Here is a 12,279-nt window from a genome sequence, read left to right as displayed (position 1 = left end):
AAATATGCCACCTTCTCTTCGAACAGCCTTGTATGCAGCATCTTTATATACATTTCTTTCAGTTTTTCTTTGTTGATTTCCATTTTCTTTTCCTCCTTACTCAAGGATGTGCTACTATATTACAATTTTGTGATTATTTTACTCCTCTGGTTAACGAACGGTTCCCCGCCGATTCCCATTTGTGTCATACTTCCAACGCATGAAATGTTTCGGATTCTAATTCATGAATTCTTTTTACTTTTGCCAGAGATCCGTTTCCTTCGAATTCCGATTGGATCCATGCTTCAATGATTTTCTTCGCCAGTTCCGGACCCACAACCCGGGCCCCCAACGTGATGATCTGAGCATTATTGCTCTTGCACAGCCGTTCTGCAGAGTATACATCATGGCAGACTCCTGCATAGACACCCTCAACCTTATTAGCAACGATAGACATTCCTAAACCCGTACCGCACAAAAGAATGCCTCTGTCAAATTCCTTCTCTTTTATTTTTCTAGCCAGATGATATCCAATGTCAGGATACATGGCAGAACCTGCTCCCCTATAATTTAAATCCGTAATCTGGATCCCTTTTTCAACCAGATAATCAAATAGGACCTTTTTCAATCCTGTTGCAGCATCATCACAGTCTATTGCTATTTTTAATCTACTGTGCTCCATACAATACAACTCCTTTATAAATATTCCTCGATGACATGTGCCACTCCGCTTTCATTATTGGAACGTGTGACTACATTCGCATGGCTTTTTACCTGATTCGACGAATTGCCCATGGCAACACCCAAGCCTGCAAACTGCAGCATTGAAATATCATTTTCATCATTGCCGATGGCAATGATCTCATCTCGTGCAATATTGTAATGTTCGGCTATGGCCTCTACTGCATTTCCTTTCGATGCATGGATGCTGTTTACCTCGAGATGTCCTGGCTTTGAAAAAGTAAACTGCACAACCTGATGATATTTTTGTTTCAATTCTTTTTGGATTTGTTTTAATTTTTCATTTTCATCGATCAGCAACAATTTTCCTACGTTAACAGCAAGAACATATTCGGATAAGGTCCCCACAGGCTCCGGTTCAATACCAGTCAGATCCCTGTAATATTTCGTCATATGATTTCTTTCTCTACTGACCGCTTTATGGTCATGATAGAGATTAATATGTGTTCCTGTTTTTTCAATATCTTTCAAGATCTCGGCACAGATATCCCCGTTGATAGAATATTGGTACAGAAAACTGTCTGTACCGGGATCAACTATGTATGCACCATTCAAGCAACCCATCATATCTTGAAAGGAAGCCATTTCAAGATATGGTTTCGTAGATAAATAATTTCGGCCCGTCATCATACATAGTCTGATTCCTGCTTTTTTTGCCCTAAGCAAAGCCTCTCTATCCTCCAGCCCTACTTGGTGGCAGTCATTTAACAGGGTATCGTCCAAATCAATGGCAATCATTTTATACATATTATTTCTTCTTTCTCTTGGCCTTTGCCTTGTTGTTCAGTTCGTACAAGGGATCATAAGGGATCATTTTCTCCAGCAGTTCCCTGCTCCCCTGCAAGGAGTCGGTATCAAGCCAGTATCTTCCTCCCAGAACTCTTTCCTTTCCAATTCTCACAAGCACACGGTCCGTCATGATAAATCTGCGGATTCTGAGAAATTCAATCTCAGACCACTTGTATGCATGTTTTTGGAAAAATCCATAAAATGTGATGTTATCGCCGTCGTCCGTTATGCGGCGTGGCTGATTCATGGCGACGAAGGAACTGAGTAAAAGGAGGGGAATAACGGTAATGATGAACTGGTGGATCAGACTGTTATTTCCGGAAAGGCGGTCATAAATTCCCCAAAGCAGTACACCGATCATCATAATATTGGGACCGAGTATGGATACCAGGTAATAACCCGTACGATAGCTGTAATCCTTCATCTTTTATCTCCTTAAACTACATGATTCTATTTCGAATTAGTTCCAGTAGCTGCTGTCCGCTTTCCAGCTGTTCCATTTCCTCTTCAAATCCATCCGACACTAGCATTCTATAGAACTGTGACACAATTTCCTGTCCGTCTTCCGGCAACCCCAGCATAAATACAAACCGCACCGGATGGCCATCCCATAGGATCTTGTTTTTCAGTTTTGCAAAAGCAATCACCGGTTTTTTGATATACCTTGGATCCGCATGAGGAATGGCCGAATGGTATCCGATAAAGGTGCTGGATAACGTTTCTCGCTCAAGGACACTTTCTGTAAACCCACTGGTAACCACTTCATTGTCCTTCATAATATTGCCCATTTTTTGTATAATTTCTTCCTTTGTGCTGCCCTTCAAATCAAATAGAGCAAGAGCGGGTGAAAATAATTCTACTAAGTGGGTACCGGACTTTTTCTCTATCCCTTCGGAAGACTTTCTGTCCGAAACTGCTGAGGACACGGTGAAATCAACAAGATGCCTCAGCTGGTTGGTCCCAGCGCCATTCAGAATGCTTTCAATAAAAATAAACGGTAAATCCTGTATATTAGGATTGATTGTACCAACCACTGCTATCACGTCTTTGGATTTCCGTATGCTTGCAATGATCTCCTTCGTATTTCCGGTAATCGCACCAATTGGGATGATTTGCAACTTTTCGGTGAGATCCGGAAGCAAGTTCTCAAGGAGCTCTTTCACTTTCAGTGCAGAGCCTTCCCCTGTGATGCAAAGGGTTAGAATTACCTTTGGCTTCAAAGTATTATCCAAAACGCCCTTTTGGGAAAGACGAGTGATATATTTAGGATTTTCCTCCAGGACACTGACCAACTGGTCGATGTCCATACCGGGAATGATTGCTCTTCGTACTGCGTCTATAACTAACACCGTGTCGGTCCTGACAATGACACGTGTGATAATTCCTGTCTTTTGCGTCACGATTTCACCGAAGGTCACCAAAGATCCCATGTCCACCAGGAGAACCACTCCTTTGCCTTCATCCGCATTGGTTACCGCATCTATTACACGATCTAAAGCATCTTCCGGGCTTTCATCCAGAGACATCTCCACACTCTTGGCATGGGATACACCCAGCAGCCGGTTAGCCACCTCGCTCATTCCGCTGGCCACATGCCCGTGGGAGATGAGTACGATTCCCACCCGCCCTTCATCTTCTGCTTCCTCCTGCTCAGAAAGTGTAAGGATGCACATAGTCATGAAGCCCACCTCACTTTCCGGAAACTTAATGTTTAAAGTTTCCTCAGCCAGAGCAATCATGAGTTCTGAGACCTCAAATTCTTCCTTGTGTTCTTCCTTGATTTGCAAGGTTCTTGGATTGAGAATAACTTTACCCTGTTTGATGCGGTCTATGGTGGTTTTCAGGTGAATTGCAATGCTGTAAAACAGGGTATCGCTGCTTACGTTAAGCTTACGTTCTGCTATTTTTAACATTTTCTCCACCAGATCTACGATTTCGATGCCCACAAGGTTTGCCAGATCGGTTTTCATCAAAGTCCTGGAATTGCGATTGATATTCTGGATCACTTTTTTGAACCGGCTGTCAAGTTCCCCTCCGATGTAAGAGTTAATGATCTCGTCAGTCATGCCCTGCTTTTGAAGCTGCGCGTATCTCTTTTCGATATAAGGATAGATCTCTGATGGCAGAGAATAAAGGTCTTCTTTAAAAAGCGGTTTCCCAGTCAGGTTTCCAGGCGAGATTTCAAGATTGCCCCGGGTAAGATTTTCAACCTCACCCCTGTTTTGTATTTTAAGCAGTCCTTTTCTTGTATGCTGCGGCAAGTCATCTACCGATATTTTTATCAGGTCAGCCTGGTTCACCATCCGATCCAAAAACCCCCTTGCACAGGATACCTGGATATCGCTCCAAAGCTGGCCGATATTACCGGGGCATTCATAGAGCAGCAGAGCCCGGACAACCTCAGAATCCACCTCGATTGGAGTATTTGTTCTGGTGGATTCCCTTGAAAAGAAGTTTGCAATTAACTCAAATCTTTCTTTTAGCGGTCTTGCATACAGGGGCGGAACTTCTATCATCATGGGAATACGTCTTCGGAATGTCAAAAGGAGTGTTGAGTCAGGATTTTCTGTTGTTGCCATGATAATCTGCAGAGAAACCTTCCGGTTGCTGTTGGTTTCTCCGAGTCTTCGGAAACTGCCTTTGTCAATTAAATAAAAAAGCTGCTCCTGACCCTCGGGCCCGAGTCGATGAACCTCATCCAGAAACAAAACGCCGCCATTTGCCTTTTCCACCAAGCCTTCTTTCTCTTTCTCCGCTCCGGTAAAGGCTCCTTTGACATGTCCAAAGAGCTGTGCCATCAGCAGCTGATGGTTGTTTGCATAATCCGCACAGTTGAAAGCGATAAATGGTGCAGTTTCACCTATCATCCCTGAAATCTTTGAAAAATGATACATGGACTCTGCCAGATCGCTTTTTCCTACTCCAGGCTCTCCATAAATCATGGTATGAAGGCCTTTCGGCGGATAGAGTACCGATGCTTTCGCCTGCATGATAACAGACTTTAAGCTTTCTTTATGCCCGATAATGTGGGAAAAGGGATCTTCATGTGTTTTCGTCTCCACCGCGACTCTGAGGGTTGATCCTGTGTCTTTCTGTTTTGATGCGGAGTCCTTATTAGAAAGTCCTGACTGAATCAGTATCTCTTCTGTATATTGACGTACCAGAAATCTCGAGACCTCATAGCCATTACTGTTAATCTTATCGATCAGGGTACTCTCTTTGATAGTTGGATTGTTTTTCAAGAGTTCGCCCATGTACTTCATCAGGTAAGGCTTTCTTCTTTCACGAGAATCAGGAATGTTGTCCTTTCGCCTCAGAGCAGTGACCTGTTCCCTTTTTATCCCGAGTTTCTTAGCGATCTGCTCATCCGTCAGGGGATTCTTCTTGTCTTCGGTATTAATACAACTTCTGATTTTTTCGATCATGTTCCTACACCCACTTAAATGGAAACTGCATCTTGTTCCATTTTCCTCTTCAAGCTAATTATTAGCGAATCATACGCTAATTATCATACCTTATTAAAACAATGCCCAAGGGATCTGCATCAAAGCATCATGGCAAATTGCATCAATGATTATCCTGGCCAATGGATATTTCTTCTTATCTAAAATTTCCTTCTGAAACAAGTGTTCCAGAAGCGGTCCTATCTTCAGAGCAAGCTCGGCGCCCTCGACAGTGTCGTCAGGCATCTTTTCCTTCTTGGCGGTGCTATAGGTCATTCCTGAGCCTAAAAGCTTTCCCATTCTACTGTTTCGTCCGTCCTGACAAGTTACATAAAGGTCTCCGATACCGGCCAAGCCATACACGTTCTCACTTGTTCCTTCCATCCAGTCCGCAAGCATTGCCATCTCCTTGATAGACTGAGTAAAGAGCCCCGCCGAAAGATTGTGCATCTGAGCCTTGTTTTGGAGTTGATCTGTCATATCCAAATAACCAGATGGATACCCTACAGCAAGTGCATAAAAATTCTTCATTGCCGCACAAATTTCAAGTCCGGCCAGGTCAGTTGTGTAATGAATATGATAGTATGGAGCCTTGAACAAAGAATTCAACCAGTAGAATTTCTCGCGGTCCGGGTAGGCTATGGTCACACTTGTATCCCTGCGGGCTGCAAGCTCTCCTGCAATGCATGGTCCCCCCACTGCTCCAATTGTAAATTGCCCGATGCCAAACCCATGAAGTCCTCCTGCAACGAACTGGGGCAGGATCATCAGTCGATCTTCCTCCACTGCAAGTCCTTTCGTTAACAATAGGATTGGCACCGGTTGTTCCAGAAGAGGGCCAAGAGCCTGCACCGCCCAAGCTACACCAGCGGAACTCACGCCAAGTATGATCACATCCGGCTGGCAGATCATGGCTGCACCTAGCTCTTCATGGGAAAAAACCTGTACCTGATCCGGTAGTTTCATTTTCAATTTTGGATGTATACCACTTTTTTTCAGTTCACGGATAATTTCCTGATCCAAGTGAGTTCCTACCAGCATCACCTCATGCCCCAAATCAGCAGGAGGAAAACTGAAGGCACTACCCATGGCCCCGGCTCCAAGAATTAATATGATTGCCATCTTATCCCCTTTATTTTACTGCAATTTTGCTATAATTTCATCCACAGCTTTTTCCATTCCCATTTTCGTAATAAATGCCATTCCGCTGACAATAGGAATCTCTGTCTTAAAGCTATTTGGACCAATAATTACGATCACATCAGGATTTTCGTTTTCCAGTTTCACATCGTAGACATTTTCAGCCTTGACTTCAACATCTACGCCTTTACTGCTGCAAATGCTTTTGATTGTATCTACTGCAAATTTCATCTTATTGGTGGATGTTCCGGATGCCACCAGTATTTTTTTTGCCATTTTCAAATCCTCCCTAATTTTATGTTCTTGCACCATCTACCAAAAGGGTCTGCCCACTGACATAGCAAGCCTCTTCAGAAGCCAGATAAACTGCTGCATTGGCGATGTCTTCCGGCATGCCGATCCTCCTGAGTGGGATCTGTCCGATGAGGGCGTCCCGGGATGGTCCGGGAGGATACAGGTGATCAAGGATTTCAGTGACAATTGTTCTTGGTGCGATGCAGTTTACGTTGATCCCCATTGGACCCAATTCCTTAGCAAGTGTTCTGGCCAAACCGATTTGCCCTGCCTTGGTGGCGGAATAGTGTGCACCGCCTCCGCTTCCGGTGTATGCTGATGCAGATGAAATCAGGATAATCTTGCCGCTTCCGTTATCAATCAGCGGGGATAGCAGGCCTTTAATGGTGTTGAAGGTTCCCGTCAAATTGATGTGCACTGTCTTATGGAATTCTTCGGGTGTCAGGTCCGCAAAGTCTCTGCGGAATGTGATTCCTGCATTGCAGACGATGATATCCAGTCCGCCGAAGATGGCCAGGGTCAGTTCCTTTGCCTTTTCCACATCCCTTGGGTTGCTTATGTCCATGGGAATAAAAACCGCATCAGCTCCCAGGCTGCGAATCTCCTGACATGCCGTACTGCCGGATTCTTCGGAGACATCCGTGACCACAATTCTTGCACCTGCCTTAGCCATCTGTAACGCGATCTCTCGTCCGATTCCTTTACCGGAACCAGTAATGAGGGCAACCTTCCCCTGTAAATCAAATTTTCGCATAAACATCTCCTTCCCGGCAAAGCATACCATCTAATTTAAAAATTTCGCCACTGATGCCATCCGCAAGAGAGGATGCAAGATAAACGGCGAATCTGCCGATGTCGTTACGATTTTCAAAAATCTCTATTGTTGGTGCAATGGCGTTGACCCTGATTCCTTTCGAGGTCAGCTCCCTTGCCATGGCCAGAGTAATCCCGTGCACTGCAGCCTCAGAAGCTGAAAAATCGATTCCTCCTCCCATACCTGAAAAGGGGGTAGCTGATGTAATGTTGACGATGGATCCCTTTCCCTGATCAGCCATGAAACCACTGACACATCTTGAAATATGATAAACACTGTATAAATTATACTGCAGCGACTCATTCCATTGTTCCATGGACAATTCCATTACCGGGGTCTGGGAATAAAGTTTCATGTCATTTATGAGAATATCAATTTTCCCATAGGATGCGAGTATCTGGTTGGTCAGACACTCTGCATCCTGATAGTTGCTGAGATCTGCGAAAAACGCTTCTGATTTTCTGCCAGTTCTGCTAATCTTCTCTGCTAGTTCCAACGCAGTTTTTTCCTCTTTTTTATATTGGAAAGCAACACGAGCACCAGCCTGGGCTAAGAGTTCCGCCACGTTTCTGGCTTCGTGGTCATCGCAGCCAGTCACTAACGCAGTCTTACCCTCTAGGTTAATTTCTATCAATGGTCTACCTCCTATGTCAATTTGGAGTTATCATAACTTTGAGACATTTTGCTTTCGGATCGGAAGCGATCTTGATGGCATCATTCAGTTGACTCAGGGCGAACCTGTGAGTAATCATCGTATCAACATCGATAGCCCTTTTACTGATCAACTCCAGTACCGTGGGGTATTCAAAGGGTGTGGACGAATAACTGCCGATCAGGCTGACTTCATCCATACAGATACGATTGGCATCAACAGAAACAGTGGTACCCTGATTGAATATGGCGAAGGATAGGACAGTCCCTCCCTTGGAAGCACAATCTACCGCTGCAGAAAGGAGAGCAGGCACTGCTGCTGCCACAAAAATTACATCCACTCCTTGACCTTCTGTCATTTCCATCACTTTTGCCTTCATATCTTCCTTCGCTCCATTGATGATTCTGTCAGCCCCTAGCTTTCGTGACATCTCAAGGCGATATTCCGAAACATCGTTTGCAATGACCATGCCTGCCCGAAAAGCCTTTGCCAGTTGCAGCAGGATTGCACCCACCTGTCCTGTCCCAACAATCATGACACTGTCTCCCGGCCTTATGTTGGCACGCTCTATGGCGCGAAGTGCGCAAGCTGTCGGTTCCATCATAGCAGCCTGCTCATAAGTCATGTTGTCAGGTAATTTGACCATAGAATGCTTCACATGAAGTGCAGATACCTTGATATATTCGGAAAAGCCTCCGGGCTCGATATTGGTTTCTTTCCACTGTTTGCAAACCGTATGGTGTCCCCTCCGGCAATAATGGCAAGTAAAGCAGGGCACGTGATGTGCAAGAAAGATACGTTGACCAATCTGAAAATTGTCAACCCCTTTTCCTAACTTTACGATTTCACCGCCCACCTCGTGGCCGAGTACCGTTCCAGGTTTTACGGTTTTGTGGACAGCTTTATGGATGTCAGTCCCACAAAGGCCACAGGCATGCATTTTGATCAGGGCTTCTCCTTCCAGCAGTTCCGGTAGGTCTCTATCCTCCATTCTGATATCATTTATGTCATAATAAACTGCAGCTTTCATATATAGCCCCTTTCCTAGATCCGTTATTGTTCTTAACTTTTATTTTAATTTTTCAATGATTGTTTGAATGTCCTTGTCGATGCCGACTCCAGTGAGAAAGGAAAGGGTCCTGATTACCGGTGTATCACCAGATCCTGTAATTGGCGTGGTGGCAACAATCAGATCATAGGACGAAGCCTTACCAGGGACTTCAGAAGCCTTGCACTGGTCTACTGACACATCAAGCCCTTTTGCAGTGAGCATTTCCTTGACTTTATTCACTACAACTGTAGATGTGGCAATGCCTGTTCCGCAAGCCACCAATATTTTTTTCTTAGCCATTTTAAATTACTCCTTTCTTAGTAGTAGAAATCTACAAATATAATATTTGTGATTTCCTTGCATAAGTTCGCCAACAGTTTGCGAAGCAAACTGGGCAAGCTATGATTGTGAACCGGCTTGCAGCTATGCTACAAGCCGGCTATCCCGTTACATGCTACACCATATATGTTTTTATTCGTTGGCTTCCGCCTCAGCAAGCTCTTTTGCATATTGCTTTTTAATATCATTTCTGACAAAGTACCAGATCACTCCATAGATAACCGCGGCGCCAGCGCCTAAAGCCATCATGGCAGGGTTATTAAAGTTCATCAACTGGATGATGATCCAAGGAATGATATGGGAACCGGAGTCGATACCGGAAATCAGTGTTGCCCCCTCCGGGAAGTCGAATCCTACTGCATGACCCATGATCGTTGACAGTTCAGCAAGGTTGGTGGCAAGGAAGAACACGATACACATAGTGGCGATCCCGTTGATGATACCACGAATAATATTGCCTCTTGACGCGGCTACGGCCCACACCATTGTGAAAGGAAGTACCGAGAGGTCTGCCAAAGGAAGCATTCTATTATAAGGAAGGATTACCGCCAAACCGATCGCAATGGGCACCATCAACAGAGCAACAGCCATGTTAGCCGGATGTCCGATTACGATAGCGGCATCCAGACCGATATATACGTCTTTTCCTGGAAATCTCTTTTGGATAAATTCTCTTGCACCCTCAGAGAATGGAATCAAGCCTTCCATCAGGAGTGCAACCATTTTAGGCATAATCGTCAAGCCGGCTGAGATCTCGATGCCGAGGGTCAGAATGCCCTTCAGGTCAAATCCGCCCAGAATCGCCATCAGCATTCCGAGAAGCAATCCCATCATCATCGGTTCCCCCATAAGGCCGAATCTTTTACGGATGGATTCCGGGTCTGCCTGCAATTTGTTCAGGCCAGGAATGTTGTCTTCAATTTTGTTCATTAAATACATGATCGGTGCAAAGTTGACGGTTTCACTGTGTGGAAGGGATACACCAGGGAGGCCGAAGTGGTGCTCCAGAACAGGTGCGGTCCAGTCTGCCAATTTGAACGTAACGGCAGCGGTCAGACAACCGGCAAGAATGCCAAGGAACAAGTTGTTGGTAGAATAGTAGGCAACGGAACCTGCAAAGATGAAATGCCAGTAGTTCCAGATGTCCACGTCCATCGTCTTTGTGAAGTTGAGTGCCAGCAGGATCAAGTTCATGATAAGAATAATGGGAATTAATAGCGGGGCAACAGGTGTGCCAAAGGATATAGCCGCACCGATAGGCCAACCAACGTCTACAATGTCAAGCTGGAACCCCAGATTCTCAACAAGGGCTGTCGTCGCAGGACCTACCGACCCCAGCAAGAGGCCAACAACCAGATTAATGGCCACGAAACCAACGCCGATGGTAATACCTGCGCGGAATGACTTTTTAAAGCCTTGCCCCAATACCAGTCCAAAAATCGTGATGATGACTGGCATCATTACCGATACACCCAGACCAAGAATAAAGTCTACCGCTGTTTTGATAATTGTCATACTTTTTCCTCCTTAATTATTATTTTAAAAGGTTGGATTGGGGATTGTTCCACAATTACCTTCCTTTCATAAATAACTTCTCTTTTGCTTATTCTTCTGATAGTTCTTTGCGAATCAAGGCGATGAGGCTGGATGGATTTTTTGCCTGCTGCAGACTCCTGAGCAGTTCTTCATTCGCAAATAATCCAACCAGGCTCTGCAGCATCTGCAGTTGTTCTGAGGGTTCATTGATTGCAAGTTGAAACAACAACTGCACTTCCACTTTTTGTTCATCATCCCCCATCAGATGAAATAAGACTGGTTTTTCCAAAGTACCGATTGCCACCGCAGGTTTGTTTACATGAATCGCGTCCGTGTGTGGAATGGCCACCCCAACACCACTGGTAGACAATCCTGTAGGATATATTTTCTCACGATCTTTTACTGCCTGTGTGTAGGTGTCCTTTACAAAACCTTTTGTGTATAATAAATTGCCTAGTTGATCGATACATGTAAATTCATCTCCTGCATTCATATGAATCATCACCAGGTCCTCCGAGATGTAGCTTGATAATCCTTCCACTTGCACTCCCCCTATGTTTTTACTTTCATTGCTAATTAGATTCAAATTACTTTTTATTCACGCCTATATATAGAGCAATAAGCATGCCAAAATTTGTATAAAATGTGTATGCGTTGCACTGCAAAGGCTCATAAAAATAAATCCACAATATATACATCTCTACAGTTGTATATATTGTGGATTCTCCTTTTTTTTCATGGGATAAAATGTGGCTGTGCGCTCCGCTGCCCATAGTTTATAAGAGATAAAAAAGTAACAGGGTCTTAACCGCTGTTACCAAAAGCCTTTTTACTATTATTATATATTATCTCACAGCATCAATCAGTTGGCAGTTTCACCGATTCCGCTTTCTACCATGGAGGCTAAGGTCTCCACGGCGATGATTTCATCCGGACCCTCTGCCCGAATTACAATGCGAGAGCCTCGTATAATCCCCCCGGCAAGAATATTGATGATACTTTTTGCATTGATGGTCTGATCTTTATGAAGGATACTCACACTGGACCGAAATAAGGAAGCGGCCCGCGCAAACTCGGCTGCAGGTCTTGCATGAAGTCCGGACTTGTTTATAATGGTAACTTCTTGCTGATACATAGGATACCTCTTAAAAACTCTGAATCTCCTTAATCATTCTAATCGTATGTTTCATTTATTATAATATAATTTCATCTTGAATCAAAATGCTTTTGATATAAAATATTTCTATATTAGGGTAAAGGGTGGAGTTCATATGTAATTCATACCCTCTGAATCGGCAGAATTTGAAAATCCTACCGATTCAGGTGCAATGATTTGTGTCCTCATTCTTTCAGTACAAACGTGCTACAGTTCGAGGATATAGTCAAGGCCAAGTCCTTTCAGTTCATCTTTCAGGTATGCTTCTATTTCTTCCGCTCTGGTAAGGCTCATGGCATGCTGTGCCACTTTTTGTGCATAGCTCCTGTCAACCGAAGTAACAAT

13 protein-coding genes are annotated in these 12,279 nt (G+C 44.3%); all 13 read right to left on the bottom strand.

Translation table 11 applies throughout. The features are described 5' to 3' along the window. Positions 1 to 184: 184 nt before the first annotated feature. The 13 genes from KCX82_RS22475 to KCX82_RS22415 all read right to left on the bottom strand — a co-directional run bounded on the left by KCX82_RS22475 (position 185) and on the right by KCX82_RS22415 (position 11,913). The gene (locus KCX82_RS22475) at positions 185 to 661 is read right to left on the bottom strand and encodes an RpiB/LacA/LacB family sugar-phosphate isomerase (protein ID WP_227020678.1); all 477 of its coding nucleotides are present in this window, start codon (positions 659 to 661) and stop codon (positions 185 to 187) included. A 14-nt stretch (positions 662 to 675) separates the two neighbouring features. Further along, positions 676 to 1,467, bottom strand: a complete 792-nt coding sequence (locus KCX82_RS22470; protein WP_227020677.1) for a Cof-type HAD-IIB family hydrolase — start codon at positions 1,465 to 1,467, stop codon at positions 676 to 678. Between the two features lies 1 nt (position 1,468). Continuing rightward, positions 1,469 to 1,933, bottom strand: coding sequence for a hypothetical protein (locus KCX82_RS22465; RefSeq protein WP_227020676.1), 465 nt, complete (start codon positions 1,931 to 1,933; stop codon positions 1,469 to 1,471). Positions 1,934 to 1,949: 16 nt separating this feature from the next. Continuing rightward, the gene (locus KCX82_RS22460; RefSeq protein ID WP_227020675.1) at positions 1,950 to 4,934 is read right to left on the bottom strand and encodes a sigma 54-interacting transcriptional regulator; all 2,985 of its coding nucleotides are present in this window, start codon (positions 4,932 to 4,934) and stop codon (positions 1,950 to 1,952) included. Between the two features lie 93 nt (positions 4,935 to 5,027). Beyond that, positions 5,028 to 6,074 carry an NAD(P)H-dependent glycerol-3-phosphate dehydrogenase gene (locus KCX82_RS22455; protein ID WP_227020674.1) on the bottom strand — a complete coding sequence of 349 codons (1,047 nt, stop codon included), beginning with the start codon at positions 6,072 to 6,074 and terminating at the stop codon, positions 5,028 to 5,030. Positions 6,075 to 6,089: 15 nt separating this feature from the next. Next, on the bottom strand, positions 6,090 to 6,368 hold the full coding sequence (locus tag KCX82_RS22450) for a PTS sugar transporter subunit IIB (protein ID WP_227020673.1): 279 nt from the start codon (positions 6,366 to 6,368) through the stop codon (positions 6,090 to 6,092). A gap of 19 nt (positions 6,369 to 6,387) precedes the next feature. Next, positions 6,388 to 7,140, bottom strand: a complete 753-nt coding sequence (locus tag KCX82_RS22445) for an SDR family NAD(P)-dependent oxidoreductase (protein ID WP_227020672.1) — start codon at positions 7,138 to 7,140, stop codon at positions 6,388 to 6,390. Beyond that, positions 7,127 to 7,834 carry an SDR family NAD(P)-dependent oxidoreductase gene (locus KCX82_RS22440; RefSeq protein ID WP_227020671.1) on the bottom strand — a complete coding sequence of 236 codons (708 nt, stop codon included), beginning with the start codon at positions 7,832 to 7,834 and terminating at the stop codon, positions 7,127 to 7,129. The genes KCX82_RS22445 and KCX82_RS22440 overlap by 14 nt, the downstream gene beginning before the upstream one ends. A 16-nt stretch (positions 7,835 to 7,850) precedes the next feature. After that, positions 7,851 to 8,882 (bottom strand): zinc-dependent dehydrogenase, encoded by a 1,032-nt coding sequence (locus tag KCX82_RS22435; RefSeq protein WP_227020670.1) that lies wholly within the window; start codon positions 8,880 to 8,882, stop codon positions 7,851 to 7,853. Positions 8,883 to 8,921: 39 nt separating this feature from the next. Further along, on the bottom strand, positions 8,922 to 9,203 hold the full coding sequence (locus KCX82_RS22430; protein WP_227020669.1) for a PTS sugar transporter subunit IIB: 282 nt from the start codon (positions 9,201 to 9,203) through the stop codon (positions 8,922 to 8,924). Between the two features lie 171 nt (positions 9,204 to 9,374). Then, positions 9,375 to 10,757, bottom strand: a complete 1,383-nt coding sequence (locus tag KCX82_RS22425) for a PTS galactitol transporter subunit IIC (RefSeq protein ID WP_227020668.1) — start codon at positions 10,755 to 10,757, stop codon at positions 9,375 to 9,377. 88 nt (positions 10,758 to 10,845) lie between these two features. Then, positions 10,846 to 11,319 carry a PTS sugar transporter subunit IIA gene (locus KCX82_RS22420; protein WP_227020667.1) on the bottom strand — a complete coding sequence of 158 codons (474 nt, stop codon included), beginning with the start codon at positions 11,317 to 11,319 and terminating at the stop codon, positions 10,846 to 10,848. 321 nt (positions 11,320 to 11,640) lie between these two features. Beyond that, positions 11,641 to 11,913 (bottom strand): HPr family phosphocarrier protein, encoded by a 273-nt coding sequence (locus KCX82_RS22415; RefSeq protein WP_227020666.1) that lies wholly within the window; start codon positions 11,911 to 11,913, stop codon positions 11,641 to 11,643. Between the last annotated feature and the right edge of the window lie 366 nt (positions 11,914 to 12,279).

The organism is Sinanaerobacter chloroacetimidivorans (genome assembly GCF_018128545.1).
Lineage (GTDB): Bacteria > Bacillota > Clostridia > Peptostreptococcales > Anaerovoracaceae > Sinanaerobacter > Sinanaerobacter chloroacetimidivorans.
This window is presented reverse-complemented; position numbering and strand designations above follow the sequence as displayed.

What these genes read in the sequence shown, in the direction of transcription:
- KCX82_RS22470 (WP_227020677.1), bottom strand. Translation starts at nt 1,467, where the DNA reads ATGTATAAAATGATTGCCATTGATTTGGACGATACCCTGTTAAATGAC.
- KCX82_RS22430 (WP_227020669.1), bottom strand. Translation starts at nt 9,203, where the DNA reads ATGGCTAAGAAAAAAATATTGGTGGCTTGCGGAACAGGCATTGCCACA.
- KCX82_RS22445 (WP_227020672.1), bottom strand. Translation starts at nt 7,140, where the DNA reads ATGCGAAAATTTGATTTACAGGGGAAGGTTGCCCTCATTACTGGTTCC.
- KCX82_RS22475 (WP_227020678.1), bottom strand. Translation starts at nt 661, where the DNA reads ATGGAGCACAGTAGATTAAAAATAGCAATAGACTGTGATGATGCTGCA.
- KCX82_RS22425 (WP_227020668.1), bottom strand. Translation starts at nt 10,757, where the DNA reads ATGACAATTATCAAAACAGCGGTAGACTTTATTCTTGGTCTGGGTGTA.
- KCX82_RS22460 (WP_227020675.1), bottom strand. Translation starts at nt 4,934, where the DNA reads ATGATCGAAAAAATCAGAAGTTGTATTAATACCGAAGACAAGAAGAAT.
- KCX82_RS22415 (WP_227020666.1), bottom strand. Translation starts at nt 11,913, where the DNA reads ATGTATCAGCAAGAAGTTACCATTATAAACAAGTCCGGACTTCATGCA.
- KCX82_RS22465 (WP_227020676.1), bottom strand. Translation starts at nt 1,933, where the DNA reads ATGAAGGATTACAGCTATCGTACGGGTTATTACCTGGTATCCATACTC.
- KCX82_RS22435 (WP_227020670.1), bottom strand. Translation starts at nt 8,882, where the DNA reads ATGAAAGCTGCAGTTTATTATGACATAAATGATATCAGAATGGAGGAT.
- KCX82_RS22455 (WP_227020674.1), bottom strand. Translation starts at nt 6,074, where the DNA reads ATGGCAATCATATTAATTCTTGGAGCCGGGGCCATGGGTAGTGCCTTC.
- KCX82_RS22450 (WP_227020673.1), bottom strand. Translation starts at nt 6,368, where the DNA reads ATGGCAAAAAAAATACTGGTGGCATCCGGAACATCCACCAATAAGATG.